At 68.2% G+C, this 26849-nt stretch carries 26 protein-coding genes; 14 read left to right on the top strand and 12 right to left on the bottom strand.

Features of this window, described 5'->3' with window-relative positions; all coding sequences use genetic code 11:
• The first annotated feature begins 116 nt into the window (after positions 1-116).
• On the top strand, positions 117-518 hold the full coding sequence (locus tag ACZ5NH_RS23290) for a hypothetical protein (RefSeq protein ID WP_468777783.1): 402 nt from the start codon (positions 117-119) through the stop codon (positions 516-518).
• Positions 519-1005: 487 nt separating this feature from the next.
• On the opposite strand, the gene ACZ5NH_RS23295 is transcribed toward ACZ5NH_RS23290, so the two are convergent.
• From ACZ5NH_RS23295 to ACZ5NH_RS23325, 7 genes are all read right to left on the bottom strand, one after another.
• Positions 1006-2049, bottom strand: a complete 1044-nt coding sequence (locus ACZ5NH_RS23295) for a serine hydrolase domain-containing protein (RefSeq protein ID WP_468777785.1) — start codon at positions 2047-2049, stop codon at positions 1006-1008.
• Positions 2050-2144: 95 nt separating this feature from the next.
• Positions 2145-3233, bottom strand: coding sequence for a glycosyltransferase family 4 protein (locus ACZ5NH_RS23300; protein ID WP_468778172.1), 1089 nt, complete (start codon positions 3231-3233; stop codon positions 2145-2147).
• 23 nt (positions 3234-3256) lie between these two features.
• Positions 3257-3793, bottom strand: a complete 537-nt coding sequence (locus ACZ5NH_RS23305; RefSeq protein WP_468777787.1) for a dCTP deaminase — start codon at positions 3791-3793, stop codon at positions 3257-3259.
• Positions 3790-4329: a dCTP deaminase gene (gene dcd / locus ACZ5NH_RS23310; protein ID WP_468777789.1), complete on the bottom strand. Its 540-nt coding sequence runs from the start codon at positions 4327-4329 to the stop codon at positions 3790-3792. The genes ACZ5NH_RS23305 and dcd overlap by 4 nt, the downstream gene beginning before the upstream one ends.
• Positions 4326-5564 carry a metallophosphoesterase gene (locus ACZ5NH_RS23315; protein WP_468777791.1) on the bottom strand — a complete coding sequence of 413 codons (1239 nt, stop codon included), beginning with the start codon at positions 5562-5564 and terminating at the stop codon, positions 4326-4328. Before ACZ5NH_RS23315 ends, dcd begins: the two co-directional genes overlap by 4 nt.
• Positions 5561-6880 carry a UDP-N-acetylglucosamine 1-carboxyvinyltransferase gene (locus ACZ5NH_RS23320; protein WP_468777793.1) on the bottom strand — a complete coding sequence of 440 codons (1320 nt, stop codon included), beginning with the start codon at positions 6878-6880 and terminating at the stop codon, positions 5561-5563. Before ACZ5NH_RS23320 ends, ACZ5NH_RS23315 begins: the two co-directional genes overlap by 4 nt.
• A 2-nt stretch (positions 6881-6882) precedes the next feature.
• A complete protein-coding gene (locus ACZ5NH_RS23325; protein WP_468777795.1) occupies positions 6883-7320 on the bottom strand; it encodes an ATP-binding protein in 438 nt (145 codons plus the stop codon).
• 175 nt (positions 7321-7495) lie between these two features.
• On the opposite strand from ACZ5NH_RS23325, the gene ACZ5NH_RS23330 reads away from it, so the two are divergent.
• The 3 genes from ACZ5NH_RS23330 (at position 7496) to ACZ5NH_RS23340 (ending at position 10527) form a co-directional block, all read left to right on the top strand.
• On the top strand, positions 7496-8767 hold the full coding sequence (locus ACZ5NH_RS23330; protein ID WP_468777797.1) for a helix-turn-helix domain-containing protein: 1272 nt from the start codon (positions 7496-7498) through the stop codon (positions 8765-8767).
• Positions 8764-9318 carry a flavoprotein gene (locus tag ACZ5NH_RS23335; protein ID WP_468777798.1) on the top strand — a complete coding sequence of 185 codons (555 nt, stop codon included), beginning with the start codon at positions 8764-8766 and terminating at the stop codon, positions 9316-9318. The genes ACZ5NH_RS23330 and ACZ5NH_RS23335 overlap by 4 nt, the downstream gene beginning before the upstream one ends.
• A 360-nt stretch (positions 9319-9678) precedes the next feature.
• Positions 9679-10527, top strand: coding sequence for a TRADD-N-associated membrane domain-containing protein (locus ACZ5NH_RS23340; protein ID WP_468777800.1), 849 nt, complete (start codon positions 9679-9681; stop codon positions 10525-10527).
• Between the two features lie 225 nt (positions 10528-10752).
• Here ACZ5NH_RS23340 and ACZ5NH_RS23345 read toward each other — a convergent pair whose 3' ends face one another.
• The 4 genes from ACZ5NH_RS23345 to ACZ5NH_RS23360 form a co-directional block, all read right to left on the bottom strand.
• The gene (locus ACZ5NH_RS23345; RefSeq protein WP_468777802.1) at positions 10753-12450 is read right to left on the bottom strand and encodes a relaxase/mobilization nuclease domain-containing protein; all 1698 of its coding nucleotides are present in this window, start codon (positions 12448-12450) and stop codon (positions 10753-10755) included.
• Positions 12450-12965: a plasmid mobilization relaxosome protein MobC gene (mobC, locus tag ACZ5NH_RS23350; RefSeq protein ID WP_468777804.1), complete on the bottom strand. Its 516-nt coding sequence runs from the start codon at positions 12963-12965 to the stop codon at positions 12450-12452. Before mobC ends, ACZ5NH_RS23345 begins: the two co-directional genes overlap by 1 nt.
• 323 nt (positions 12966-13288) lie before the next feature.
• Positions 13289-14458, bottom strand: coding sequence for a DUF3631 domain-containing protein (locus ACZ5NH_RS23355; RefSeq protein ID WP_468777806.1), 1170 nt, complete (start codon positions 14456-14458; stop codon positions 13289-13291).
• A gap of 673 nt (positions 14459-15131) precedes the next feature.
• Positions 15132-15353, bottom strand: a complete 222-nt coding sequence (locus tag ACZ5NH_RS23360; RefSeq protein WP_240103720.1) for a helix-turn-helix transcriptional regulator — start codon at positions 15351-15353, stop codon at positions 15132-15134.
• Between the two features lie 477 nt (positions 15354-15830).
• Here ACZ5NH_RS23360 and ACZ5NH_RS23365 point away from each other — a divergent pair, with 477 nt between their 5' ends.
• Positions 15831-16034 (top strand): hypothetical protein, encoded by a 204-nt coding sequence (locus ACZ5NH_RS23365; protein ID WP_468777807.1) that lies wholly within the window; start codon positions 15831-15833, stop codon positions 16032-16034.
• A 1-nt stretch (position 16035) separates the two neighbouring features.
• Entirely contained in the window at positions 16036-17379 is a 1344-nt protein-coding gene (locus ACZ5NH_RS23370) for a tyrosine-type recombinase/integrase (RefSeq protein ID WP_468778174.1), read from the top strand.
• A gap of 67 nt (positions 17380-17446) precedes the next feature.
• Here the strand turns inward: ACZ5NH_RS23370 and ACZ5NH_RS23375 are convergent, their stop codons facing one another.
• The gene (locus ACZ5NH_RS23375) at positions 17447-18148 is read right to left on the bottom strand and encodes a hypothetical protein (RefSeq protein ID WP_388619269.1); all 702 of its coding nucleotides are present in this window, start codon (positions 18146-18148) and stop codon (positions 17447-17449) included.
• Between the two features lie 308 nt (positions 18149-18456).
• Here ACZ5NH_RS23375 and hemL point away from each other — a divergent pair, with 308 nt between their 5' ends.
• From hemL to ACZ5NH_RS23415, 8 genes are all read left to right on the top strand, one after another.
• Positions 18457-19773, top strand: a complete 1317-nt coding sequence (gene hemL / locus ACZ5NH_RS23380) for a glutamate-1-semialdehyde 2,1-aminomutase (protein ID WP_468778175.1) — start codon at positions 18457-18459, stop codon at positions 19771-19773.
• Positions 19774-19832: 59 nt separating this feature from the next.
• A complete protein-coding gene (locus ACZ5NH_RS23385; protein ID WP_468778177.1) occupies positions 19833-20492 on the top strand; it encodes a histidine phosphatase family protein in 660 nt (219 codons plus the stop codon).
• A gap of 149 nt (positions 20493-20641) precedes the next feature.
• The gene (locus tag ACZ5NH_RS23390) at positions 20642-21910 is read left to right on the top strand and encodes a polysaccharide deacetylase family protein (RefSeq protein ID WP_388619271.1); all 1269 of its coding nucleotides are present in this window, start codon (positions 20642-20644) and stop codon (positions 21908-21910) included.
• Positions 21911-22049: 139 nt separating this feature from the next.
• On the top strand, positions 22050-22640 hold the full coding sequence (locus ACZ5NH_RS23395) for a TlpA family protein disulfide reductase (protein WP_388619273.1): 591 nt from the start codon (positions 22050-22052) through the stop codon (positions 22638-22640).
• A 1-nt stretch (position 22641) separates the two neighbouring features.
• Positions 22642-23412, top strand: coding sequence for a cytochrome c biogenesis CcdA family protein (locus ACZ5NH_RS23400; protein WP_388619276.1), 771 nt, complete (start codon positions 22642-22644; stop codon positions 23410-23412).
• Positions 23413-23415: 3 nt separating this feature from the next.
• Complete coding sequence (resB, locus tag ACZ5NH_RS23405; RefSeq protein WP_468777809.1) at positions 23416-25137, top strand: cytochrome c biogenesis protein ResB; 1722 nt, start codon at positions 23416-23418, stop codon at positions 25135-25137.
• Positions 25134-26234 carry a c-type cytochrome biogenesis protein CcsB gene (gene ccsB, locus ACZ5NH_RS23410; protein ID WP_388619282.1) on the top strand — a complete coding sequence of 367 codons (1101 nt, stop codon included), beginning with the start codon at positions 25134-25136 and terminating at the stop codon, positions 26232-26234. Before resB ends, ccsB begins: the two co-directional genes overlap by 4 nt.
• 25 nt (positions 26235-26259) lie before the next feature.
• Positions 26260-26739 carry an SRPBCC family protein gene (locus ACZ5NH_RS23415; RefSeq protein ID WP_468777811.1) on the top strand — a complete coding sequence of 160 codons (480 nt, stop codon included), beginning with the start codon at positions 26260-26262 and terminating at the stop codon, positions 26737-26739.
• Positions 26740-26849 lie beyond the last annotated feature (110 nt).

The following is a 26849-nucleotide window of genomic DNA, read 5'->3' on the forward strand; positions in this document are numbered from 1 at the left end:
GGGTACTTACGTGGTGCTGGCACTGCTCGTGGTTCTCCTTCGGGCCAGGATCATAAGCCTGGCTTCAGGGACTCCACGAAACGGGGTGCAGCTCACATGGCCGCTCCGTGATGCTCATGGTGGACGCCGACAGCCGCACCTTGCCCAAGGGGCTCTTCAAGGAAGCCCGACTCCAGCAGTTCTTCGGCAGTGCTTTCAGTGAGGTCGTCCGTTTCGTGGGCGAGCCGGACGCCTTCAATGAGTTGGAGGAACTGTTCCCGGACGACCTGTGGGCCGCGACCGCCAATGAGCTCTGGCCGAAGGACGGCGAGCCGTGGACCACGGACGACTTCACCGCTCAGCGCGGCAAGAAGTTCAGCAAGGAAGTGCTGAACATGCTCCGCAACGACAGCCCGAACGGGCCCAGCGGCAAACCCGACATGATGTTCGGGCTGGTGGACACGCTCACCAGCCCTGATCAGGTGCCCGCACAGCTGCGGGAGATCTTCGGCGAGATCAGAAAGCTGGCCGCAGGGTAAGAGCGCGCAGCGCTGACCTGGTCTCACTGGTACCGCCGCGGCGCCTCCGCCGTGCGAGCATGCGTTCCTTGCGTTGTTCCAATGTCGGCGGTTCCCACTTGTGCCAGCCCACCGGAGGCTTCCAGCGCTGCGCATGCTCCCGCGCCTCAAGCCCACACCATCGGCAACCATTCGGAGCAGGTATGCGCTGGTCAGAGCAATTTTTCTGGTCAGTCATGAGTCTCCCTCCCCCACACCCAGAGTCTTCCCTATGGCACTGACATCACCCCTATCTGAAGAGCGGTGTATTCCACGCTAAGCCGGACGAAATGGGTGGGCCACCGGAGCCGATCCTGTTATCTCCGTCGCATTGGCAGCGCTGGTTCGGTCTCAGCTGCATCGCACCGTGTGTCCGCTGTCCGAATACGGCCAGCCGTCTAGCGGGTGGGCGGGCAGCGTTGCGCTCAACACCGGACGTCGGATGGGGCCTGGGTTCCGTTTTGACACATCAGTTGAAGGCGAGTTCACGGAAGGTGTTGCGAACCTCGGTCAATGGCCCACGATCCCTTGTGTAGTAGAGCTTGTTGGTCAGGAGAACCGCCCAGCGGTCCTTGGTGGTGGAGATCCACATGCCTGTGCCGGTGAAGCCGTAGTGGACCCAGGCGTCCTCGTCGGCGGTCGTGCCGGGAGCGGGGTGCCAGAACAGGCCACGAGCGGGTTGGAGCTGGCCCGTCTGGATCGTCAGGGAACGGGTGATCCACTCGCTCCCGAAACCAGCCCGGAACTGGGAAGTGGCAGGGGCGAGCATGTACCGGAGGAAGGCGGCGAGATCGTCGAGGACAGTGAAGGCGCCGGCGATGCCGCAGACGCCGCCCAGGAGGCGGGCCGAGAAGTCGTGGGCGACTCCCTTGAGGTGGGTGTCGGTGTCCTGGTCGAGTTCGGTGGGCGCGCAGCGGGCGGCGAGGTCGGCGGGCAGGGGGCCGAAGCGGGTGTCGGTCATGCCCAGTGGGTGCCAGGTGCGGGCGGCGGCCAGTTGGTCCAAAGGCTGGCCGGAGAGGTGTTCGGCGAGGTAGCCCAGGATGAGGGCAGCCCGGTCGGTGTACTCGACGGCTTCTCCGGGTGTGCGATGGAGTTGTTCGTGGAGGACGCCACGACGAATCTGCTCAGGGTCGGTGCCGTAGAGGTTCTTCAATTGGGCTCGTAGCAGGACACCGGCGGTGTGAGTCAGCAACTGCCGGGTGGTGACAGTGCCGAGTGGGTGGCCGGTGACATCGGGCCAGAATGTGCCGAGTGGCTGGTCAAGGTCGAGGGTTCCGTCCTCCCACAGGGCGCCGATGGAGGACCAGACGGCCAGGATTTTGGTGAGGCTGGCGGCGTCGAAGACGGTGTCGGCGCGCATCGGCACGTCCGGCTCGTCGGGGTCGAGGACGCCGGTGGCGCCCTGGGCGAGGATGCCGGTGGCGTCGCCGACGGCCCACACGGCGCCCGGGTACACCTTGTCGCGGACTCCCTCGTCGAGCAGGGCGTCGATGCGGTCGCGGTCGTACGTCATGGTCTCCCTCTTCGCCGGGGGTATCCCGTCGGTCAGCGTAGTGACGTTCGCGGAGCGGTTCGGGTAGTGACGTGTCGGGTCGTCTGGCGGTCGGTTCATGTGAGCTGTCGGCCGAGGTCGGTCAGGGATCGTGCGGTCGCCGAGAGGGGATAGCGTGCCGCGTTGGCATAGCTCGCCTGTCGGAGGGCGGTCAGCAGTCCGGGTGTCTTTCTCAGCCGGTCGAGGTCGCGCGCGAGTGCGGCGGAGTGGGTGAAGTCGGTGGCCATGCCGGAAGCGGCGAGGACTTCGTTGAGGCCAGGTACGGGCTGGTAGAGGACGGGGAGCCCGCACGCTTGGGCTTCCAGTGCGACCAGTCCCATGGCCTCCAGGGTGGTGGACGGCATGACCAGTACGTCGTGTTCGGTGAAGGCTTTCCACAGCTGTGGGCGACGGAGCCAGCCGAGGTAGCGGACTCGTACGCCGGCTCGTTGCAGCAGTGAGGCCAGTGCGTGGAACTGGGCTCTGGGCGCTGCGACGCTCAGCTCGACACCGGGCACGGGAGCCAGGCCCCTGATCAGGGCCTCGACACCCTTTTCTGCGGTCAGGCGTCCTGCGTACAGGAGCCGCAGGTGGCTGGTGGAGGTGCGTGCCGGCCGGGCGGGCGGGGCGGTGAGCAGGTGGTCGGGGATGCCCCAGGGGATATGGGTGATCTTGCGGCGTTCGATCTGCGGGGCGAGCTTGAGGAGGCGGTCGGCCATTGCGGTGGTCGGGACCACGATGGCGTCGGCGGCCCTGGCTGTTTCGCGTAGCACCTGGAGCTGGTCTCGGTGGGTCTCGGCGAAGAGCAGGTCCGTGCCGTGGACGAGGGCGATCCGGGGATGCGAGGGCAGAGCCCGGATGAGGGCAGGAGTGGCGCCGAATGCGAGGTGCTGCAAGTGGAGGACGCCGATCTGTGTGGGATCGAGCGTGGCTGTAAGCGCTCTGCGCAGGGTGACGACGTAACGGCTGAAGGCCGTTCCTTCCAGGCATTTGCCCGCTACGGGGAGCACGTTGAGTCCGGCGGGTGGACGGGGAGCGTGACCAGGTGGTGCGAGCATGAAGGCGCGGGCCGCGATGAGGGGTTGTTGGCCGGTGTAGAGGTCGAGGAAGAGCTCGACGCTGCCGCCGGGGCTTCCGGCGGGGAGATCCAGGAAGGTGGCGGCCATCGGACCGGTGGCCGAGCGAGCGTTCACCGCGCTCCTCCGTCGATCTCCTCGTAGAGGCGCGAGATGTCGATGCCTTCCGTGGACGCGTACTTGGCAGGCTGCTGCTGGTAGCTGGCCGGGGCGCCGAAGGTGGTGAGGAAGACGAGCTTGCCGAAGGTCATGCCCGGATACACGCGCACCGGTCGGGCGGCGCGGATCTCCAGCGTCCAGCGGATCGCATGGCCCTGGTGCCCGAGCGGAGCCGACACGTGAACCCAGATGCCCAGGGAGCCGGTGGCGCGGTCGCCGTTCAGCAGCTGCGCGTACGTCTCCGAACCGGTCCGCTCCAGCGTGATGCCGAGGTAAAGCAGGTCAGGGCGCAGAATCAGGCCAGTGCCAGGGATGGGCTGCTCGGTGAAGGCGGTGGGGGTTGCGGCGTCGAGGTTGCTGTCGCAGACGCGGATCGTGTCGCCGAGCCGCCAGTCGTAGGCGTTGGGGGAGACGCGGCTGGGCTCGTACGGGTCGATGGTGATATCACCGGCCTGGACGGCCGCGGCGATGGCGGGGCCGGTGAGGATCACGATGCCACCGCCCGGAGTCGGGCGAGGTCTCGCCAGTAGGCGGAGGGTTGCGGTCCTGTGGCGGCCTGGTATTTGCCGCGGTAGAGGTCGATGGCGCCGGTGGAGACGAAGAACATGATCTGCCCGATCTTCATGCCGGCGTACACGCGCAGCGGTCGGATCGGGGTGAGCATGAGCGTCCACTGGCCGTGGAACCCGATGTCGCCGATGGGGGCGGTGATCTCGACGAACAGGCCGAGGCGGCCGACGGAGGAGCGGCCGAACAGCAGTGGCACAAAGGTGTCGGAGCCGACCACTTCGAGGGTGTGGCCGAGGTAGAGCTCGCCCGGCTGGAGGATGTGCCCGTCCGGGCCGATGGTGGTTTCGCGGGTGGGGTTGGGCCGGTGGGCGTCCAGGACCGTGCTCGTGTAGGTGATCAGGGTGGGGCCCAGACGCACGTTGTAGCTGTTGGGGTTGACCTGGTCGGCGGCGAACGGGGTGATGCGGAGGCGGCCGTCGTGAGCGGCAGCGGTGATCTCCGGGCCGGTGAGGATCATTGCCTGCCTCCTTCCGCGGTGTCGGGAGCGGTGAGGACGTGCTGGACGGCCTGGTCCAGACGCAGGCCGGCCTCGTGCGTGCGCTCGCCGAGGTAGGTCTCGGCGAGATAGTCGGTGGTCAGCACGGTGGTGAGGGTGTCCGGCAAGGGGTCGGGGGCGGTGACGAGCGGGCCGGCCTGGGTGGTCAGCTGTGACAGCCAGCCAGTGAGGTCCCTGCGTGCCGGCTCAGGTACGTGGGCGTGTACCAAATGGTTGGCGAACGGCTCGATGGAGAGCATGTCGCCCTGGGTGAGGGTGTCGTCGAGTTGGACGGCGCGTAGTGCCGTCTCGTTGAGGATGACCGCGTCTGATCCGAGTGCCGTACGCAGGCGGGCGGTGAGGTCCACGAGCAGGCTGCGCCGGTCGAGGGACTGGTGGCGGTAGGCCGGTCTGATCGGGCCGAGGACGCCGGCCAGCTGCTGCTTGACGTCCTCGATGCGTGAGCGCAGGCCCGCAAGCTCCGTGGGAACGACGCTCGGGGCCCGATCCGGGAAGGACGTGGTGCCCGCACCCCATCCCGTGCCCACGGGCGTGGCGATGGCATAGCCGCCGGCGAGTTCCCGACCCTTGACGACCAGGGTGTCGTCGACCCGGACCGGCCCGTACTGATCGCTGTGGCAGTGCCCGGCGAAGACCACATCGAGGAACGGACAGGCTGCCGCGAGTTTCCGGTCCTCGTCGAAGCCGGAGTGGCTGAGCAGGACCCAGCTGTCCACCTCGTGGTGGTGAGCGAGCATCAGCTCGCGTAGGGGCTGGACGGGATCAGTGACGCAGTGGCCGGCTCGCTGGGCGACCGGGATCGAGTGGAAGGCTTGTCGGCCGATCACAGCGGTTACGCCGATGCGACGTCCAGCGATGTCCGCGATGTACAAGCGGCGGAAGAGTGCGTCGCCGGTGTTGGCATCGACGGCGTTGGCACAGACAGTGCGCCGGTGAAGGTCCGGCTCGAAGTGGTGACCCCAGCCGTGATTGCCGGGGGCCAGCACGTCGTACAGCTTGAGCAGGATCTCCCGCTCGATGGTGCCGCGAGCGAGGCGATAGTACCCACTGCCTTCGAAGAAGTCGCCGCAGTCCACGATGAGCGAGGTCGGGCGCAGCGCGTGGAGGTGGGCTAGGAACGGCGCGGCGTTGTGGAAGGCGGAGTGGACGTCCGCCGTGGCAACGATTTGGCGCAGGTTCCGGCTGTCTGTGGTCATGGGGTGACCTCGCAGATGTCGGCACCCAGAGTGCGCAGTTTGCCGGACAGGTCGGCGTGGCCGCGGCGCAGCTGGTCGAGGCCGCCGATAGTGGTGACGCCTCGGGCGGTGAGGCCGGCGATCATGAGAGCGGACCCGGTGCGGATGTCAGTGGCTTCGACGCCCGCGCCCGTCAGCTGCTGGGGCCCGGTCAGGCGGCATTCGGTGGGGGAGATCTCCTCGATCTCGGCGCCCAGGCGGGACAGCTGCGGCAGCAGGTTGCCGTGGCGGCCGGGATTGATGGCGTCGGCGAACAGGTGCGTGCCGGGGAGTCCGAGGGCGAGTGCCATGAGCGGTGGTTCGAAGTCGGCGTCCAGGCCGGCCGGGCTCAGGGAGGCGATGGCCCGCAGGGGACGGCCAGTGGGGGCTGTCTCTTGGGCGCGGACGGTAAGGCCATTCGGCTCCGCGTCTGCGGGGATGCCGAGCTGATGAAGGGCAGCCACGAACGGGCCTACGTCCTTGCCCTGCACGCCGTCGATACGGGCAGTACCGCGCGTCGCGGCGATCGCGCAGGCCAGCGTGGCTGCCTCGATCTTGTCTCCGGGCACTGTCCAGGCAGCGGGGGCAGTCGGCGGCCAGGAGGGCGGTGCGAGAGTGAGTACATGCTCGCCGGCGTGCGTCTCCCAGCCCACCGAACTCAGGGCGTCGAGCACGCTCAGGACTTCGGGTGAGAGGTTTGGCTGACCCAGCCGTAAAGGTCGGCCGGTTGTGAAGGCGCGCAGTGTCGCGGCCACGGTCGCACCGCGGGAGCGGAAGGGCAGTGCGATGGAGACGGTGCCGGTCTGTGAGGTGTGGGCCTCGATGCCGTATCCGGAACTGTCCTGCCGGCTCCGGTCGCCGAACGCCTCGTACACCTTGAAGTGCAGATCCATCCCGCGCGCACCGATCCGGCAGCCGCCTGGCCAGGGCAGCCGCGCCTGGCCGTAACGCGCGAGCAAGGCGGGGACGAGGTAGTACGAGGCTCGGATGTGGGCTGCCTGCGCCAGATCGGGCAGTCCCCGAGATGACTCCGTCGGCAGGATCACATAGGTGGTCGGTTCGCCGACGGGCTGCGTGACATGCCAGCCCGCTTGTTGCAGCAGAACGAGCATGATCTGGACGTCCGTGCTGTCCGGGACGTTGCTCAGCCGAACCGGGCGGCCGAGGGCAGCCGTGGCGGCCAGGAGCGGCAGAGCGGCGTTCTTGGACCCGTCGACGCTCACGGTGCCGGCGAGTGGTGGCCCAGGGCGTACGGCGATCACCTCGGCGGCCACGCCGGGGGCGTGGGTGGTCGTCATCATCAACTCCTCTGCAGAGGAAGGAAACAGGCCATGTCCGGGCTGGGTTTGGTGATCAGATCGATCTCGGCCCAGCAGCGCTTGCCGTTCTCCGTCGGCTCGGCGCGGTACCGATCAGCGAGAGCGGCGACGAGGAACAGGCCCCGGCCGCCCTCGCTCTCCGCATCGGGCAGAGCCGGCTGGGGCAGCACCGGGCTTGTGTCGCAGACCTCGATCCGCAGGACGACCTCGTCGAGACAGACCGCGAGCGAGACCGATCCGGCGTCGGCGTACTGGACCGCGTTGGTGACGAGCTCGCTGACCAGCAGTTCGGCCGTGCGCACCACCTCGGTGCCCAGTCCCGCGTCCCAGCCCGCTATCGCGCTAAGGGCCTGGTGCCGGGCCGCGGTCGCTGCGGCGGGCGTCGCGGGTAGGGAAAGAGCGAGCTGGTGCGCTTCCATGAGCGGCCTCCCGGTGTAGGTGGGGCCACACCAAGCAATCAGCCCGTCGCCGTGAGTGGTTAGCTCATGCGCGGGCACTGCATGACTTATGCAGGAGCTGCATCACCGCCAACTACGGCTGATCTATGCTCGATTGAGCAGGCAGGATCAGCGACGGCGGAGGGAGCCGTGGCAGATGGCCGATGCATATGGGGAAGCGAGACGGATCGGAGAACGAATCCGTCGGGCGCGGGTGTTACAGCGGCGTTCACAGCACGATGTGGCTGCAGCGCTCGGGTATCACCAGTCCAAGGTGAGCCGTCTGGAGAGCGGTCGCGGCACGGAGGACATCCGCGTACTACGCGCCGTCGCGCAGGAACTAGAGATCCCGCCCCACGAGTTGGGCCTCGCCCCCGCTCAGGACGCCTCTGTCGCCGACCCAGAAGCTGATGACATGCACCGCCGCACCTTCCTCGCCGCGAGCATCGCAGCGCTCGCGACCCCGGCTAGCTCTTCCGCCTCGCACACCGCCCTTGTCCAGGCACTCCTGCCCGGCCCCGGCCACGCGGGCACCGATGGCCCACAGGACACGGCCGTCCTGTACGAACGAGTCGGATCGGCGCTCAGGCTCTTCCACACCTGCCACTACACAGAGCTGGAGCGCACCCTCCCGGATCTGATCGGTGACCTGCGACAGGCCGCCAGCGAGGCGACGGACAGGGATACGGTGTCCGGGCTCCTGGCCACGGCGTACCAGACCGCGACCAGCCTGCTGCTCAAACAGCACGACCAGGGCAACGCATGGCTCGCCGTCGGCCGGGCGATGGCCGAAGCAGAGCGCTCGGGCGACCCGGTGGTCCTCGCCTCCAGCGTCCGTGTCCAGGCCCACGTCCTGGTGCGCGAGAAGCACGCCACCGAAGCCGTCACTCTGGTCAGGCACACCGCCGACCACCTCACCGGTTCCTATGACCGGCGCTCTCCGAAGTACCTCGCTGCTGTAGGACTGCTGCTCCTGCGCGGTGTGACCGCGGCCAGCAGCCGCGGTGATCGCGCGGCCACGAAGGAATTCCTCACCGAGGCCAAGGAAGTCTCCCGGTACGTGACCCTGGACCGGCCTGACGCTTGGGCCACCTTCAGCCCCACCAATGTCGCCCTGCACGAGCTGAGTGCCCTGGTGGCCTTCGGTGACTCCGGCCTCGCCCTCCAGGCGGCCCGACCCCTCATGCGCCGACACATCCCGGTCCCCGAGCGCCGCGCCGCCCTATGGGTGGAGGCGGCTCGTGCCTACAGCCAGCAGGGCCGCCTCGCCGACGGCTACCAGGCCCTGCGCATCGCCGAGACCTGCGCCGCACAGGACATCCGCCGCCCAGACGTCCGCAACCTGGTGGCCGACATGGCCGCCCGTGACCGCCGTCGTACGCTGCCGGAACTGCATCACTTCAGCCGCCAACTGGGAGTCCCCGCGTGACCGAGTCGACCGCCCCGGACAAGAAGCCCATCCTGTACGTCGTCGTGTGCGCGGCCGGTGTCGCCCGTGACGTCGGCAAGCTGATCACCGCTGCCCAGGAGGCGAACTGGGACGTCGGTGTCGTCGCCACACCGCAGGGCCTCGGCTTCATCGACGCGACGGCGGTCGAGGCACAGACCGGCTACCCGATCCGCTCCGCCTGGCGCTCGCCGGGCGACCCTCGTCCGCTGCCGCCGGCGGACGCCATCGCGGTCGCCCCGGCCACCTTCAACACGATCAACAAGTGGGCCGCCGGGATATCCGACACCCTGGCGCTGGGCATCCTGTGCGAGGCGTACGGCATGGGCATCCCGACTGTGGCGCTGCCCTACCTGAACTCCGCCCAGGCCGCCCACCCCGCCTACCAGGAGAGCCTGGACCGGCTGCGGGGCATGGGTGTCCTGATCGGCTCATGCGAACCGCACCGGCCGAGGGCTGGCGGCGCGGCGGATCGCTTCCGCTGGGCGGAAGCACTGGAGTTGCTGGAGCCTCTGATCAGCACGGTGCAGTGACGCCATCCTTCCCCACGAGCGGGTCGCGACGATCAGCGCCAAGGTACGTTCCGTTCCAGAACAGCAAGAACGTTCCGTAAGGAAACACGGCTGATCCGAAAGTAGCAGCGACCGTCTGCCGGACACTCATGAGGCAACGGCAGGGATGACGGCCTGCACCACGACCGCACGGTCTCGGGTGAGCGGGGCGACCACTTTCTGGCACGGCCCCCATGGCGGAAGCCGGGGGCGGAACCGCAGAATCTAAATCCATCGCTTCAACGTGAAGCCAGCAGTACGTTCCGAAGAAAGGCTGCGCAGACCTTGGGCGGGACAGATCACGAGACGGACGAAGAGGTCACCTCTCCTTCGCCTACGACCATGGAACAGCTCGTCCGTCGAGTGCGCACACCGCTGGTCGCCTCCCTCGGCATCGTCATATCGGTGGTAGCTGCTTACGCGGCTTGGGCACTGTTGAAAGGCAACGGCCCCGCCTATGACAACCCCGAACGCAGTGCTTGGCTGGAAACAGCGACCACGACCGCCGCCGTCCTCCTCGGCATGTCCGGGGTGATCTTCTCCGTGTTGTGGGCGGCGAGCCGTTCTTTCGCCAGCGAGGCCGAGAGCGCACGTCAGCGTGTTGAGGGTCCCGACTCCTCTGTCCACATCTACGGCAGTGGTTCGCGGGTCTATATTCATCCCCGAGAACCGCGCTCCGAGCACAGTGGAACCGCAGCGCTCCTGGAGCCCGACGCCCAGGCGTCGATGCTGACTCAGATTTACTCCCATGGGCTCGCACAGGCCAAGGTCAGCTTCTTCGTCAGTATCGTCTTCGGCATGGTCGGGTCGGCAGTCCTCCTGACCGGAGTCGGCCTGGCGATTGGGCACGCTGACAGCAATGGGAGCCGATACGCGGCGATCGTGACACAAACCGCCGGAGCGGTCATCAACCTCCTAGCCGGAGTTTTCTTCCTGCAATCCAATCGCACTCGCCGAGACATGGGTGCGCAGGGTGTGATGCTCCGCGACGACGGCCGCTTCGACCGCAGGCTGAAGGCTGCGAGCGTCCTGTCCGACAACATCAGCGATGAGCCACTCCGTAATCGGGTGCGTGCCGAAATGGCCCTGCAGCTCGTCGGTGGTCAACTCGACACGTCGGCGGCTGACGACAACGAAGGTGCACCCACCGAATCAGCGCCTTCGGATGCGGCAACTAGTACTGATACTTGACGCCAGATCACTGAGCTGTCGCAGGTCTGATTCAGAGCCCGCTCGCGTCGCGACATCGGCTGCGGACGTTGCCATGACGGTATGTGGGAGCGGGTGTTCGACGAGTTGATGGCCCAGGCAAGCCCGTTTTCGCGACATTGACGAGGTACGGTCAGCGGTGATCACCACAGTTCCCGTTCAGAGTCTGAGCGGCATCTGCGCTCAGACTCTGAACACACCACCTGCTCAGGTCCTCGACTTCTTTGGGTAGTTCAGGTGGTGTGGCCGGGCTGCTGGGGACGGTGTGGGCGTCGCTCGTATGTCTGCCGTTGGTCGGGCTCCGGTAGGTAGTGCTCGGTCGACGGGTACAGGGCGTCGAGTGAGGCGTTGGATGCGCCAGGTCAGGGTGCGTGCAGGGGAGCGGGCATCGTCCAGTGTTCGTTGGTCGGCTGCCTGTTTCAGGAGCGTGGTGGGATTGTGCCCAGCCTTTTGAGCCTCGGCGAGGGCGGTGGCCAGGGCTGCCCAGGCGTGGTCGTCGAAGACTTGCTGGGCGTGAGCGGGTACTGCCTCGTGCACCAAGGCGACGAACCGGTCGATGGTCGGGGTCGGGGGCTTGCGGTGGGCGAGGACGGCCAGTGGAACTACGGCTGCCTGGTCGCACGCGGACTGTAGGTGGACGAGGGCCTGACGGGCGGCGATGACCTGTTGGTCGTGCTGTCGGAGCTGGTGCCATCGACTTGCTGCGATGACCGCGAGGATGGCCGCGTCGAGGAACATGGCCAGCAGGGCTCCGTCACGCGGTGCCGGCTGTGTGCGCATGGCCCGGATGACGCCGCGCAGGACGCGGGCGTGGGTGTGCTCGGCCCGGACGCGTGAGCGGGTGGCTCGTTCGAAGGCGGCGGCAGCTTGGCGGAGATGGGGGCGGATCTCCCTGGGGGCGAGGAGCGGCAGGGCATCGAGGGCTTCGCCGAAGGCTGCGATGTGGGCCTGTGCTGCTGCGTCGTCGCCTTGGTCCAGGTGGGCAGGGATGCGCTCGACGGCAGCGGTCGCATCGGTCCAGGGCGCGGGCGGCCGCTTCGTAGCCTCGGGCAGCTGCTCGCTGGCAGTCAGGCGTTCGCGGATCTGGGGGAAGGACAGATCGGGGGCCAGGGAGGAACCCGAGTACCAGATGGGCTCGCTGGAGGCGTTGGTGTCGCCTTGAATGGCGATCTTGTAGCCGCGGATGTCGCCGGACGGGAACCGCTGGATCTCGACCAGCACACTGTCGGTGGCGTTGAGGATGTGGAAGAACTCCTCGAGGCTGGTGGCAACCGAGACCGCAGTGCGAACCGTGAACCGCAGGCGTTCGCGGGCGGTCATAGTGTGGCCGGCCCGGCGGGCCTTCTCCTGCTCGGCTCGGGTGGGCCGCTTGGCGGCGGTGCGGTCACCGCGTACGACCTGGTGCAGGCCGTACTCCTTCTCGATCGATGCCAGTTCGCGGTCGGCGGTCAGGTAGTCGTTCCAGTGACGTGCGGTGCTCAGGTCACCGCGGACCTTGGTGGCGGCGATGTGGATGTGGTCGGAGGCGTGGCGGACGGCGACCCAGCGGCAGCCGTCGGGATCGTCTTGTGGCGCGATGCCGGTGGCCGCCACAACGCGGCGGGCGATGTCGGCCCACTCCTCGTCGCTGAGGTGGCGGTCGGTTGTGGCGGCGCGGATGGAGCAGTGCCACGTGTGCCGCTCGGGTGTTCGGCCCAGGCGGCGGGATTGCTTGACACGCAGGTCGAGGTCGGCCACCAGGCGTTTCTTTGTGGCGGCGAAGTCGGTGCTGCGGCCGGGGTCGGGAGCGAAGCCGTCCCAGGAGGCGACGAGGTGGGGGTCGGTGTGGTCCTTGGCCTTCTTGGTGTCGAAGAGGTAGCGGATCAGGCCGGCGGTGTCCTTGCCGCTGCTGATCTTGGCGATCATCAGGCCGCCTTCCTGGAGATGGCCTGGTTCGCTGCTGCCGCGATCTCGCCGACGGCAGTACGGACTGCCATGAGGGTGTACTCGGCCTGGGACATGGCGGCGCTGTCCCCGGGGTGTGGATGGCCGCCGGAGTTGAGCTTCCTGGCGATCTGGTTGATGTTGTTGCCGATCTTGGCGACCTGCTCGCGCAGGGCGGTCAGCTCGTCGATGTAGTCGTCCAGCAGGGTGCGCTGACCGGGCAGTGCGAGGTCGCCGTACAGGTGAGCCATGACGACGGCCCCGACGTAGTGGGCGCCGGCGACGTTCAGCGAACGCGCCTTGGCGAGGATCGCGGCCTTCTCATCTCGGCTGTAGCGCACGTCGACACGCTCCTTGCGCTGGGTGTCCTTGCGCTTGCGGCGACGGGCGATGCGGTGCAGGGCGGCGGCTTCAGCGGCGCGCGGCAGTACGGCGATCACTGCGCCGGCGCGCTGCTCCTCCTCGGGCACCCCCTGGTGCCCGAGAGCCTCCGCCACCCCCGGGGCGGAGGCGTCCCCGTTGGACCGGCCCTTGGACGGTCCAACGGCATACCTTGCTGCGCTGTCTGGGGCTGCGGTGATGAGCGTCTGCTGCTGAACTGCGGGTGGTTCGGGGTGCTGTTCGTGCATGTACTGGCGCTCCGGTGGTGAGGGGATTGGGGGGATGTCACGTCCGTCGCATGCGTCGCATGCCTGGTCAGCACAGGTACGGACATCTGGGCAGGTACGGAGAAGTGCGTCCCGGTGAGGACGTCCGTCCCCGCGCTGACCTGCGCAGGGACGGACGCGACGCAGTGATACGGACCCCAGGGAGAGGCGGGCTAGCGGCCGCGTGCTGGGCCGGCGGGACCTGCGGGCGGGCCGATGGGCAGCGAGCCTGACGGGGCGGCGGGCGCTTTGCCCTGGGTTGGGCGCGCGGGCGTGGCCTCGTGTGTGGGGGCGGGTTTTGGGTCGGCGAGGTCGGGGCAGTGGCGGGCCCAGGCGTCGAGGAACCGGTTGCGGGCGTACGCCTTGGCCTGCCTGCCCTGGTCGAACCGGTAGTTGGCAGGGCTGATGCCGAAGTCGCGGAGCATGTTGCTCAGGTGGTAGGCGTTGAATCCCTTGGTGCCGTGCTCCGCCCAAGGGGCGTCGGCGTCCTGGATCAGGTCGGCGACCAGAGTCTGGGAGGACAGGGCCTCGGGGTTGCCGTGTGCCTGGAAGATGCGGTGGATGTCGCGCAGCAGCCGCGTCTTCAGGCTGGTCTGCTCGTCCTGGACCGCCTCGTACCGGGTCATCCCCACACAGGCCGCACGGGCGAGCGCGGGCCAGTGACCGCCGGCCAGGTCGGCGATGATCACCAGCGGCTCCCAGGTGTCCGCCGCCCGGTCCTGTACCGGCATCGTCGGCATCATGCGGGAAGCCGTGCCGCGCAGCGGGGTCAGCCAGGCGGCCAGCCGGTCACGCAGCGTGTTGAGTTCGGGCACCGAGAAGCGCGAGCGGAACTGGGTGACCTTCTCGCCCGGCTTGCGTTTCTGCATCCGCAACACGACCGCCCGGTCCATGATCGTATCCGGCAGGTCACCGATCCCGGCGAGCGCGGCCATGGCGAAGGTGGGGTACGCGGTGGGCTTGTGCTCGGGCCCGGAGATGCGCCAGGCGGGCCGGTTGCGCTGATGCCCGGCATTGAGCAGGCCGCGCAGGTCCTCCTTGTCGCCCGCCTTGGGGCCGAAGATGGTGTCGGCCTCGTCCACCAGCAAGGTGGGCGGGTTCTTGCCGATGACGCGGAAGACGACCGCCGGGGAGGTGTTCACCGTCATCATCGGCTGGTGGACGGTCTCGTGCAGTACGTCCAGAACCCGGGACTTGCCACAGCCCTTCGTCGGCCCCACCACTGCCAGACGCGGCGCGTGCTGCAGAACGGTCTGGATGTGCGTGGCCGCCACCCACAGGGTGACCGCTGTCAGTGCCTCGTCACTGGGCAGCACGACGTACTTGCCGATCGTCGCCCGCAACTCATCCAGCAGTTCCGCACCCTCACCGGAACCCTGTTCCCGAAGGTCTGCCGGTCCCCGAGGAGGCCGGGAGCCGGTCCCGTGATCCGGTCCCCGTGCGTCGACGGGATCGGTCCCCTCCTGCTGGGCGGTTCCCGTCACGGGGTTTTCGGTCCCCAGCGACTGGCGGGGACCGTGATCAGGGCCCCCCATTGCGGTCCCCTGGTGTAATTGCAGCCTCTTGGGGACCGGTCCCCATTTTGTCGCCGCTGACCTGCTGGTTTGTGCCGGATGTCGATACGGGGACCGGGACGTGCGGGGACCGAGCAGCGGGGACGTTGCCGGGAGGGTCCCCAACAGCGGCATCAGCAGGCGGCTGGGGACGGTCCCCGTGTGCTTCCACATCCGCCGAGTGCTCGACGGTCCCCGACGCCGGGGACCGTGTGTCCGCCTGATCCCGCCAGGGGACGCCCTTGCTGGGGACCGCCGGAGTGGGCCAGCCGGTCGGGGAGGTGTTCGTGGAGCTGGGGGACATAGAGTCCTCCATAGGCGTTCCTCTCCGGTGAGGGGCAGGACGGGCAAGGTCCCGCCCCTCACCAGCTCGTTCGTTCAGGGATAGGCGATCAGTTGGAAGTCTTCGGCCCTTGGCGTTGGCGCGCCGGGGGCCGCTTCGTTGTTCGCGCCAGACGCGGGGTCAGGCCGTGAGGTCGTACGACGTCTGGGCGTCCAGCCATGCGTCCACCTCCCGCCAGCGGTAGCGCAGGTGACGGCCGACCTTGTGGACGCTGGGGCCGATGCCCCGGTACTTCCACTGGTAGAGCGTCTTCACCGGCACTCCGAGGTACGCAGCCACGTCGGCGGGAGTGGCGAGCTGGTCACGCTCGGCGCCGGCAAGGCGCGGGGAATGGTTCGGCAATGAGGTCTCCATATTGGAATCAGGGTTTTGGATGGCGGGCGTGGACAACACCGCCACACCACCTGGGAAGCTTCCAGAGTGAATTCTGAAACTCCCGGCTGCTTCCCTCTGCATCGCCAGGGAAGACCAAAACAGTAAGGGCGGATCCCCGGTTGCCGAAATCGCTCCCACGGAAGCCGAAATTTTCTGCGGAGAAGCAACCGGCTGACGTGCCGGAATCCGGTACCTCAGCAGCTCAGGCGTAGCGTCCAGCAGTGAGAAGTGGCGTGGCCAGTCCAGCGGACACTGCATCCGATAGTCGCCCAAATCGCCCACTTTTCTGACGCGGAGGGAAGGTAGCACAACCTCCCCGCCGAAACGGCTCGTGATGTGCCGGAATTCGACGAGACGAACACCACTTCGCCCCCGGACGACTTTTGGAGAGTTTAAGAACTAACTCTTGCCACGGCGGCCGACTGCAAGTTACAGCTATTTGTCATGCCCAACCGACCTGCCGAAATAGACCCCGCCGGCCTCCACGCCGCCCGCGCCATCGAGCACCTACGCCTCGTGCGCAGCCTGCCCCAGCACCAGCTCGCCGCCCTTCCCGCAGCCCTGCTGCTCCCGTGGCTGACGCACACCGCCGCGCTCTACGCCACCGCCCAGTCCCCTAACCCCATCCAGGAGACCCTTCTTGGCTGACGTGTACGACCGCTGGCACAAGTCCCACCCCAAGCCCGCCGAGGCCGAGTGCGGCGACCACAAGAGCCGGACGAAGCGGATGGTCCCCACCGCCGATCACGGCGTCGGCAAGCGCTGGCAGGTCCGCTACCGCGACCCGGACGGCAGCCAGCGCAAGGAGAACTTCGATACCAAGGCGGAGGCGGACAACCGCGCCGCCGAGGTGGACGTCGAGATCCGACGCGGCTCCTACGTCGTCCCCGCAGAGACGAAGCAGACGCTCGGCGCCTACGCGCAGAAGTGGCTCAACACAAACTCCGTCGGCCCTACGACGGCTCTCCGCTACGAGGCGACGGTCCGCAACCACATCGTCGAGCACCTCGGCCGACGCGAGCTGCGGTCCCTCAACCAGCCCTCGATCATTCAGGGTTGGATCCGGACACTTCAGGACAGCGGCCTCGAAGTGTCGACGATCGAGGGCATCTTCGGCATCCTCTCCAGCATCCTCGGTGCGGCCGTGGAGGACGGGCTGTTGCCGAAGAACCCTTGCAAGGCGAAGTCGGTCAAGCTGCCGACCGCGACCAAGAAGAATATCGTCCCCTGGTCGTTGGAGCGCGTGCGCGCCGTCATCGCCGGACTCCCGAAGCGCTTCCAGGCCGGCGGCAAGCTCGCCTTCGGCTGCGGCCTCCGCCAGGGCGAGGTGTTCGGCTTCGCCGTCGACGACATCGACTTCAAGGGCGGCTGGATCCACGTCAACCGCCAGGTGCGGCTCGTCGGCACGAAGCCCGTCTTCGCCCTGCCCAAGGGCAACAAGATCCGGTCGGTGCCTCTATCGGCCCAGCTTGCTGCCGCCCTCAAGGCCCACATGAAGGAGTTCCCGCCCGCCGAGGTCACCCTGCCCTGGGCCAAGCCGGACGGCGAGCTGAAGACCTTCCGTCTCCTCTTCGTCGACGCGAAGGGGCGGGCCTACAACCGCAGCGTCTTCAACATGGGCGACTGGAAGCGCGCCCTGGCCGCCACTGGCGTGATCCCTCCCCGCGAGCGCGGCGCGCGCTACCTCCAGGCGGCCCCGGAAGACGGCATGCACGCCCTCCGGCACGCCTACGCCTCCGTGCTCCTGGACGCGGGGGAGAGTATCAAGGCGCTCTCCGAGTACCTCGGCCACTCGGACCCCGGCTTCACGCTGCGGACGTACACGCATCTGCTGCCGTCCAGCGAGACCCGCACCCGCAAGGCGATCGACGACGCCTTCACGGAAACGGATACGGAAGCCGAGGTGGCAGACGACAGCGACTCGCCCGCCGCCCAGGGCACATCCGCGCCCCCAGCGAAACCAATGTGCCCTCAATGTGCCCTGGCCGCCTGACGGCCCCCCTCCGGCACTGAAAAGGGCGAGGCCCGAAGACCCCGCCCGATCCGCAAGAAACCCCAGCTCAGGGCCACACAAGGCAATAAGGCTGATGCCCCGCCTCATGCAACCGATGCGAAAAATCCTGCCACTCATGCAGCAACTGGTACACATTGAACGCATCCCGCGGCCCACCCCGGTCCGGGACCGTGGACCAGATGAACGCCGCCGCGCCGACCGCTTCCTCGCCGATGCCGCGCAGGGGGTCGACGACGGTCATGGGGAGCTTGACGACGGCGTAGTCGGGGTGGAGGACGACCAGTTCCAGGGGCGGGACCTTGTGCAGGGGGACGCCCTCGATGCCGGTCAGCACCATCGCGGCCATGGTCTCCGGCTTGATCTTGGTGAACATGCCGTTCATGCCCAGCTCGTCGCCGCCGAGTTCCTCGGGGCGCATCGAGATGGGGACGCGGGCCGCGGTCGCGCCGTCGGGCGCGCCGAAGTATTTGTACGTCACCCCCACCCGACCACCCTTCCTGCTCCCCGCCCTCAGGCGGTCTGCCCGGTCGACGAGCCGGCGGTCGGTCGGCCGGTCGAGCTGGCTCTCCAGCTGCCGGTCGGTCCGCCGGTCGTACCACTCGGGCTCACCCGGTACACCCTGTGTCTGACGTGCGTCGCTCTGCCGTGCTTCGGTCGCTTCCTCCGCGTCGCGCCGGTGCCTTCCCCGCCGGGCACGTCGAGGACCCAGGTCATCAGTCCCCTCGCCCAGTCCGCCACCGCGATGCATATCTCCACCCGACTGCTTTTCTAGGACGCGTGGCCCCCGCCGCGCAACCCGATCATCGTGTCAGTGACCTCCCCCACGGCCGCCCGCCGAAACGTGCGGTGGAACAACAGTCCACGGGTTCTTGTCCGGCCCCTGATCATTACGTGCGTAACAGCTGTGTGTATCAGCTCTCAGTCTCGCAGATGGCGGCCCCGCGGTGCCGCGGACCGGAGGTCGGCCGCCTCACGGCCCGCCCGCGGCCTACCCTGAGGGGGTCACCCAAGTCACCGGAGTCCGAGAAGCCGGAGAAGTCGCACACCATGAGTGCCCTGAGCGAAACGCCCTATCCCTACGACGCGCCCGCCTCCCAGGCGCTCTTCGACCGCGCCTCCGCCGTCACGCCCGGCGGGGTGAACTCGCCGGTGCGCGCCTTCCGCGCCGTCGGCGGCACGCCTCGTTTCATGGTGTCCGGCAAGGGCCCCTACCTCACCGACGCCGACGGCCGCGAGTACGTCGACCTTGTCTGCTCCTGGGGGCCCATGATCCTCGGGCACTCGCACCCCGAGGTCATCGCCGCCGTCCAGGAGGCCGTCGCCCGCGGTACGTCCTTCGGTACGCCCGGTGAGGGCGAGGTCGCGCTCGCCGAGGAGATCGTCGCCCGGGTCGGGCCCGTGCAGCAGGTCCGGCTCGTGAGCAGCGGCACCGAGGCGACCATGAGCGCCATCCGGCTCGCCCGTGGGTTCACCGGCCGGTCCAAGGTGATCAAGTTCGCCGGGTGCTACCACGGGCATGTGGACGCGCTGCTCGCCGCCGCCGGCTCCGGTGTCGCCACCTTCGCGCTGCCCGACACCCCCGGCGTCACCGGTGCGCAGGCCGGGGACACGATCGTGCTGCCGTACAACGATCTCGAGGCCGTGCAGGAGGCCTTCCACCGGTACCCCGGCGAGATCGCGTGCGTGATCACCGAGGCCGCGCCGGGCAACATGGGCGTCGTGCCGCCGGACCCCGGGTTCAACCAGGGACTCAGGGACGCCTGCCACAAGAATGGCGCCCTCTACATCTCCGACGAGGTGATGACCGGGTTCCGGACCAGCCGCGCCGGGTGGTACGGGGTCGACGGGGTCGAGCCCGATCTGATGACGTTCGGGAAGGTGATGGGGGGCGGGTTCCCCGCCGCCGCCTTCGGTGGGCGCGCCGATGTCATGGCGCACCTGGCGCCCGCCGGGCCCGTCTACCAGGCCGGCACGCTCTCCGGCAACCCCGTCGCCACCGCCGCCGGGCTCGCCCAGCTGCAGCTGCTGGACGACGCCGCGTACGAGACGGTGAACGCCGTGTCCGCGCAGATCCAGGCCCTCGTCACCGAGGCGCTGAACAAGGAGGGCGTCGCGCACCGGCTGCAGACGGCCTCCAACATGTTCTCGGTGTTCTTCACCGACCGGCAGGTGCGCGACTACGAGGACGCCAAGCGCCAGGAGTCGTTCCGTTTCACCGCGTTCTTCCACTCGCTGCTGTCGAACGGCGTCTACCTGCCGCCGTCGTCCTTCGAGTCCTGGTTCGTGTCCACGGCCCACGACGAGCGGGCCATCCAGAAGATCGCCGACGCCCTTCCGGCGGCGGCCCGGGCGGCTGCGGAGGCCACCGCGTGAGCAACAGCATCAGCAGCAGCGTCAGCAGCAGGGACAAGGACGTCACCGTCGTCCATCTCATGCGACACGGCGAGGTCGAGAACCCGACCGGGATCCTGTACGGGCGGCTGCCCGGCTACCACCTGTCCGAGCTGGGGCGGCAGATGGCCGACCGGGTCGCCGAGCACCTCGCCGCGCGGGACGTGACGTACGTCTGCGCCTCGCCGCTGGAGCGGGCGCAGGAGACGGCCACCCCGATCGCCAAGGCGCACAGTCTGGACCTGGACACCGACGAGCGGCTCATCGAGGCCGGCAACGTCTTCCAGGGCAAGACCTTCGGCGTCGGCGACGGCGCGCTGCAGCGGCCCGGCAACTGGAAGCACCTCGTCAACCCGTTCCGGCCGTCCTGGGGCGAACCCTACGTCGACCAGGTCGTGCGGATGATGGGCGCGCTGAACGCGGCCAAGGACCAGGCGCGCGGGCACGAGGCGGTGCTGGTCAGCCATCAGCTGCCGATCTGGATCGTGCGGTCGTACGTCGAGCGGCGGCGGCTGTGGCACGACCCGCGCAAGCGGCAGTGCACACTGGCCTCCCTGACGTCCTTCACCTACCTCGGCGACAAGATCGTGTCGGTCGGCTACAGCGAGCCCGCCATCGATCTCGTCCCGGCCCATCTGCGGGCCGGTGCCAAGCCGCAGAAGGGCAAGGGCACCGCCCAGGGGAAGGCCTTCGGTGCCTGAATGCGCCCGATTCTGACGGCCCGTTTGACGTGACTTAGCGCGCTTTTGCGATATCCGTTACGAAAACCATACGAATCAAAGGAACCTCCCCGATCGTCGCGCCCTCTCTCAGGGTGACTGACACCACGCGCGATGAATCGGGGATTTCCATGCGCACCGTCTCCCGGACCCTCTCCCGCCGGGGAATACTCGGCCTCGGCGCGGGTGCCGCTGCCGCCGCCACCCTCGCCGGCTGCGGGAGCCACACGTCATCGGACGGCGCCGGGCGGTCGAACGGTTCCGGCGACGGAAAGAACGGCCAGGACGGAGGCGCGAGCGGCGCCCCGCAGGGACGGCTCATCGGGGACGGCTCCACGTCGTACACCGGCAAGCAGCCGCACCAGCCGGCCGCGCCCGAGCCGCTGCAGCCCGGCCAGACCCCGCCGCAGTTCGTGGTCTTCTCCTGGGACGGCGCCGGCGAGGTCGGCAACGGGCTCTTCCCGCGCTTCCTGGACCTGGCCAAGCAGCACGGTGCGAGCATGACCTTCTTCCTCTCGGGTCTCTACCTGCTGCCCGAGTCGAAGAAGCGCCTGTACGTGCCGCCGAACAACAGGGTCGGCGCCTCCGACATCGGCTACCTCGCCGACGACCACATCAAGGCGACGCTGACCAACGTCCGCCGGGCCTGGCTCGAAGGCCACGAGATAGGCACCCACTTCAACGGCCACTTCTGTGGCGATGCCCACACCTCGGTCAAGTGGTGGACGCCCCAGCAGTGGCACAGCGAGATCAAGCAGGCCAAGTCCTTCGTCAAGAACTGGAAGACCAACACCGGCCTCACCGACATGCCGGCCCTGCCGTTCGACTACGACAAGGAGCTCGTCGGCGGCCGTACGCCCTGTCTGCTCAACCAGGAGAACCTGCTGCCCACCGCCCGTGAACTGGGCTGGCGTTACGACGCCTCCTCGCCCGGCGGTCTGCAGATGTGGCCGGTGAAGAAGCAGGGGCTGTGGGACCTGCCGCTGCAGGAGATCCCCTTCCCCGGCAGGAAGTTCCAGGTCCTCTCGATGGACTACAACATGATGTTCAACCAGTCGCAGAACTCGACCAAGGCGCCGGCCTACAACTACCCGGCCTGGCGCGAGCAGGCGGCCGGGGCGTACATCGCCGGCTTCAAGCGGGCATACTTCTCGAACCGGGCGCCGTTCTTCATCGGCAACCACTTCGAGCACTGGAACGGCGGCATCTACATGGACGCCGTCGAGCAGGCCTTCAAGCACATCGCCCGGGCGAAGGAGAAGGGCGCCGACGTACGGCTCGTCTCCTTCCGGCAGTTCTGCGACTGGATCGACGTGCAGAAGCCCGAGGTGCTCGCCAAGCTGCGCACGCTGGCGCCCGGACAGGCTCCGGCCGGCGGCTGGAAGACCTTCCTCGCGTAGCGCCCCGACCACTTCCCCGCGCTGCCTCTCGCCCGACCCCCTGCCGGAAATGTCCCGTGTAAATACGCCCTGAAATGGCGTTTTCCGCCCGGCAGGGGGGTGCCACAGATCGCCGGAACGGACATGCGAAACTTTTCACATGAGTACCCGTAGCCGCGCCGTCCAGCTCAGCGCCGTGGCCGCCGTCGCGGCCCTGACCCTGTCCGCGTGCGGCAAGGGCGGCACCTCCGGCGGCGGTGGCAACACCAACTTCGTCACCGGCCACAACGGCATCGACACCGTGCCGGTGGGCAAGCGCACCGGTGCCCCGGACCTGTCCGGCAAGACCATCGACGGCAAGGCCCTGGACGTCGCCGACTACAAGGGCCAGGTCGTCGTCGTCAACGTCTGGGGCTCATGGTGCGGGCCGTGCCGCGAGGAGGCCCAGTACTTCTCCAAGGTGTCGAAGCAGTACCAGGGCAAGGGTGTGCAGTTCGTCGGCATCAACACCCGCGACACCAGCACCACCCCCGCGGTCGCCTTCGAGAAGGAGCACGGGATCAGCTACCCGAGCCTGTACGACCCCACGGGCAGGCTGATGCTCCGCTTCAAGAAGGGCACCCTCAACCCGCAGCTGATCCCCTCCACGCTCGTCATCGACAAGCAGGGGAAGGTCGCCGCGCGGGCCCTGGAGGCGCTCGACGACACCGCCCTGCTGAAGATGCTCAAGCCGGTCCTCGCGGAGAAGTGACGTGAGCGCGCTCCTGACGCTGGCCGCGACGGGCCAGAACGAGACGGTGCGAAGCGGCGCTCTGCTGATCGCTCTGCCGGTCGCGCTGCTCGGCGGGCTAGTCTCCTTCTTCTCCCCGTGCGTCCTGCCCCTGGTCCCCGGCTACCTCTCCTATGTCACCGGCGTCGCCGGCACCGACCTGGCCGAGGCCAGGCGCGGGCGGATGGCCACCGGTGCCCTCCTGTTCGTCCTCGGCTTCACCGCCGTGTTCGTCTCCGGCGGCGCGCTGTTCGGCTTCTTCGGCTCCACCCTGCAGGAGTACAAGGACACGCTGTCCAAGGTGCTCGGCGTGCTCATGATCCTGCTGGGCGTCTTCTTCATGGGGCTGATGCCCTGGCTGACCCAGCGTGAGTTCCGCTTCCACCGGCGCCCGACGGCCGGTCTGATCGGCGCGCCCCTGCTCGGCGCCCTGTTCGGGGTCGGCTGGACCCCCTGCATCGGCCCGACCCTCGCCTCCGTCATCGCCCTGTCCTCCCAGCAGGCGAGCGCCGGCCGGGGCGCCGTACTGACCGTCGCCTACTGCCTCGGCCTCGGCGTCCCCTTCGTGCTCACCGCGATCGCCTTCCGCAAGGCACTCGGCGCGTTCGGCTGGGTCAAGCGCCACTATGTCTGGGTGATGCGCATCGGCGGCACGATGATGATCGTGACCGGTGTGCTGCTGCTGACCGGCGCCTGGGACAGTCTGGTGCAGCAGGTGCAGACCTGGTCCGACGGCTTCACTGTGGGGATCTGATCGATGAGCACAACCGAAACCGACAAGAGCCAGGACCAGGCGGGCCCCGACCAGGAGGACCTCGGCGCGGCCGGCTCCCAGCTGTCCACCGCCCCGGCGGAGGAACTCTCCGTCGCGCCCGGCCTCGGCGTCATCGGCTGGGTCCGCTGGTTCTGGCGGCAGCTGACCTCCATGCGGGTCGCGCTGCTGCTGCTCCTGCTGCTCTCGCTCGGCGCGATCCCCGGCTCGCTCATCCCGCAGACCGGCGCCGACCTGAACAAGGTCGACGACTTCCGCAAGGCCCACAAGACGCTCGCGCCGATCTACGACAAGCTCGGCCTGTTCCACGTCTACAGCTCGGTGTGGTTCTCCGCGATCTACATCCTGCTGTTCATCTCCCTCATCGGCTGTATCGTCCCGCGCACCTGGCAGTTCGTCGGCCAGCTGCGCGGCCGGCCGCCGGGCGCCCCCAAGCGGCTGAACCGGCTGCCCGCCTACACGACATGGCGTACGACCGCCGAGCCCGAGCAGGTGCGCGAGGCCGCGCTCGCCCTGCTGAAGAAGCGCCGCTTCCGCGCCCATGTCGCCGGTGACGCCGTCGCCGCCGAGAAGGGCTATCTGCGCGAGCTGGGCAACCTGGCCTTCCACATCGCCCTGATCGTGCTGCTGATCGCCTTCGCCTCCGGCCAGCTGTACAAGTCGGACGGCACCAAGCTGGTGGTGGAGGGCGACGGGTTCTCCAACGCGCTTCCGCAGTACGACGACTTCAAGTCCGGCAGCCTGTTCCAGGCCGATGACCTGGTGCCGTTCAGCTTCAGCCTGAAGGACTTCAAGGCCACCTACGAGGTCACCGGGCCCAACAAGGGCACCCCGCGCACCTTCGAGGCGAAGATCACCTACAGCAAGGGCGCGTACGGCAAGGACCGGCCGACCACCATCAAGGTCAACACGCCGCTGACGATCGACGACTCCAAGGTCTACCTCGTCAGCCACGGCTACGCGCCCGTCATCACCGTCCGCGACGGCAAGGGCAAGGTCGTCTACCACGCCGCCACACCGCTGCTGCCGCTCGACGGCAATGTCACCTCCAACGGTGTGGTGAAGGTGATGGACGGCTACCGCAACCCGCAGGGCCAGAAAGAACAGCTCGGCTTCCAGGCCTTCTTCGTGCCGACCTTCGATCCGAAGAGCGGCACGATGCTCTCGCAGTTCCCGTCGCTGGTGAACCCTCTGCTCGCGGTCAACGCCTACCACGGCGACCTGGGCGTCGACACGGGCACCCAGAACGTGTACCAGCTGGACAAGACGCACATGAAGGCGTTCAAGGACAGCAAGGGCCAGCTGCTGAAGAAGCTCCTCCAGCCGGGAGACACGCTCACGCTGCCGAACGGCGCCGGGTCCATCACCTTCGAGAAGGACATCAAGGAGTGGGCCGGCTTCGAGATCGTCCAGGAGCCCGGCAGCGGCTGGGCGCTCGGCGGTGCCCTAGCCGCGATCTTCGGTCTGGCCGGCTCCCTGTTCATCCAGCGGCGCCGGGTGTGGGTGCGCGCGGTGCGCGGGGCCGACGGCGTGACGGTCGTCGAGATGGCCGGGCTGGGCCGCAGCGAGTCCGCCAAGGTGCCCGAGGAGCTGGGCGACCTCGCCGGAATCCTCTACGACCAGGCGCCGGGGGCACCCGACCCCGACGACCACTCTTCAGAATCCTCCGACACCCCAGTCGTACCTGCCGAAGGGGCCGAGAAGTGACTCTCGCCGCCGCAACCGATCTCGCCGCCACGACCAACGAACACCTGGCGAGCATCAGCAACACGCTGATCTACTCGTCGATGGCCGTCTACACCCTGGCCTTCTTCGCGTACATCGCCGAATGGCTCTTCGGCAGCCGCAGCAAGGTGGCCCGTACGGCCGCCGCGCTGACGGCTCAGTCGGAGACCTCCGCGAAGGCTCCCGCCGTCACCGTCAAGCAGGCCGGCGGTACGGCCGTGCTGGAGCGGCCCAAGGTCGTCGTCCGCTCGGCCGCCGGTGCCCGTGATGTGCCGGACGGGCCGGGTGCGCACGGCGGGGACGCGCAGGGCGACCTCTACGGGCGGATCGCCGTCTCGCTCACCGTGCTCGCCTTCCTGGTGGAGCTGGCCGGTGTCGTCGCCCGTGCGGCCTCCGTGCAGCGGGCGCCGTGGGGCAACATGTACGAGTTCAACATCACCTTCTCCACGGTGGCCGTCGGCGTGTACCTCGCGCTGCTGGCGCTGAAGAAGAACGTGCGCTGGCTCGGGCTGTTCCTGATCACCACGGTCCTGCTCGACCTGGGCCTCGCGGTCACCGTCCTGTACACCGCGAGCGACCAGCTGGTGCCGGCCCTGCACTCGTACTGGCTGTACATCCACGTCTCCACCGCGATCTTCTGCGGCGCGGTGTTCTACGTCGGCGCGGTCGCCACGATCCTGTACCTGTTCAAGGACTCGTACGAGACCAAGCTGCAGACCGGCGGCAAGCCGGGTGCCTTCGCCACCTCGGTCCTGGAGCGGCTGCCCGCCTCGGCCTCGCTGGACAAGTTCGCCTACCGGGTCAACGCGGCGGTGTTCCCGCTGTGGACGTTCACGATCATCGCGGGTGCGATCTGGGCCGGTGACGCCTGGGGCCGCTACTGGAACTGGGACCCGAAGGAGACCTGGTCCTTCATCACCTGGGTCGCCTACGCCTGCTACCTGCACGCCCGCGCCACGGCCGGCTGGAAGGGCCGCAAGGCCGCCTATCTGGCGATGATCGCCTTCGGCTGCTGGCTGTTCAACTACTACGGCGTCAACATCTTCGTCAGCGGCAAGCACTCCTACGCGGGCGTGTGAGCCGAGGGTCGCCCACACTGGTGTCATGAGCGGTTCCATCGCACAGGGCACCAGCCAGACCCACGGGAACACGCACATACTCCACTTCCTGGTGCGGCTCCCGAGGCCCATGGAAGACGTCTGGCCGGCGGTGGCCACCCCCGAGGGACTCGGGGCGTGGTACACCGCCGTCGACGTTCTGCAGCCCCGCCTCGACGGCGCGGTCACCCTGCGTGACCTGGGCTCCGGCCGGGTCACCGCCTGGGACGTGGACCGGGTCGCGGAGTACACCGTCGAGGGCGGCGGCCGGATCCGGTTCCATCTGGAGCGGGGCGGCGCCGGCGAGAGCGTGCTGCGCTTCACCCACGAGTTCCAGGGCGACGCGGCGTCGGAGTCCGCCTGGCGCGACAGATTCGAACGCCTGATCGGCATCCTGGAGTCCACACAGGGCCTCGCGGCCTACCGGACCCCACAGCCCCCCGCGCCCTCGGAACCTTCGGAACCCCTTCCCGGTCAGTTCACCTAGTGCGGCGCAGGCGGTCAGGACGCTGCGGACCAGGTGCCGTGGGTCACCGAGGCGATGTGGTCGCGCAGGCACCCACACGCACACCTGGTCGCCGACGGAACGGGTGGCAG

Source organism: Streptomyces sp. NPDC031426 (genome assembly GCF_055581585.1).

What these genes read in the sequence shown, in the direction of transcription:
- ACZ5NH_RS23290 (WP_468777783.1), top strand. Translation starts at nt 117, where the DNA reads ATGGTGGACGCCGACAGCCGCACCTTGCCCAAGGGGCTCTTCAAGGAA.
- ACZ5NH_RS23295 (WP_468777785.1), bottom strand. Translation starts at nt 2,049, where the DNA reads ATGACGTACGACCGCGACCGCATCGACGCCCTGCTCGACGAGGGAGTC.
- ACZ5NH_RS23300 (WP_468778172.1), bottom strand. Translation starts at nt 3,233, where the DNA reads ATGGCCGCCACCTTCCTGGATCTCCCCGCCGGAAGCCCCGGCGGCAGC.
- dcd (WP_468777789.1), bottom strand. Translation starts at nt 4,329, where the DNA reads ATGATCCTCACCGGCCCGGAGATCACCGCTGCCGCTCACGACGGCCGC.
- ACZ5NH_RS23315 (WP_468777791.1), bottom strand. Translation starts at nt 5,564, where the DNA reads ATGACCACAGACAGCCGGAACCTGCGCCAAATCGTTGCCACGGCGGAC.
- ACZ5NH_RS23320 (WP_468777793.1), bottom strand. Translation starts at nt 6,880, where the DNA reads ATGACGACCACCCACGCCCCCGGCGTGGCCGCCGAGGTGATCGCCGTA.
- ACZ5NH_RS23325 (WP_468777795.1), bottom strand. Translation starts at nt 7,320, where the DNA reads ATGGAAGCGCACCAGCTCGCTCTTTCCCTACCCGCGACGCCCGCCGCA.
- ACZ5NH_RS23330 (WP_468777797.1), top strand. Translation starts at nt 7,496, where the DNA reads ATGGCCGATGCATATGGGGAAGCGAGACGGATCGGAGAACGAATCCGT.
- ACZ5NH_RS23340 (WP_468777800.1), top strand. Translation starts at nt 9,679, where the DNA reads ATGGAACAGCTCGTCCGTCGAGTGCGCACACCGCTGGTCGCCTCCCTC.
- ACZ5NH_RS23345 (WP_468777802.1), bottom strand. Translation starts at nt 12,450, where the DNA reads ATGATCGCCAAGATCAGCAGCGGCAAGGACACCGCCGGCCTGATCCGC.
- ACZ5NH_RS23365 (WP_468777807.1), top strand. Translation starts at nt 15,831, where the DNA reads ATGCCCAACCGACCTGCCGAAATAGACCCCGCCGGCCTCCACGCCGCC.
- ACZ5NH_RS23375 (WP_388619269.1), bottom strand. Translation starts at nt 18,148, where the DNA reads ATGCATCGCGGTGGCGGACTGGGCGAGGGGACTGATGACCTGGGTCCT.
- ACZ5NH_RS23385 (WP_468778177.1), top strand. Translation starts at nt 19,833, where the DNA reads ATGCGACACGGCGAGGTCGAGAACCCGACCGGGATCCTGTACGGGCGG.
- ACZ5NH_RS23390 (WP_388619271.1), top strand. Translation starts at nt 20,642, where the DNA reads ATGCGCACCGTCTCCCGGACCCTCTCCCGCCGGGGAATACTCGGCCTC.
- ACZ5NH_RS23395 (WP_388619273.1), top strand. Translation starts at nt 22,050, where the DNA reads ATGAGTACCCGTAGCCGCGCCGTCCAGCTCAGCGCCGTGGCCGCCGTC.
- resB (WP_468777809.1), top strand. Translation starts at nt 23,416, where the DNA reads ATGAGCACAACCGAAACCGACAAGAGCCAGGACCAGGCGGGCCCCGAC.
- ACZ5NH_RS23415 (WP_468777811.1), top strand. Translation starts at nt 26,260, where the DNA reads ATGAGCGGTTCCATCGCACAGGGCACCAGCCAGACCCACGGGAACACG.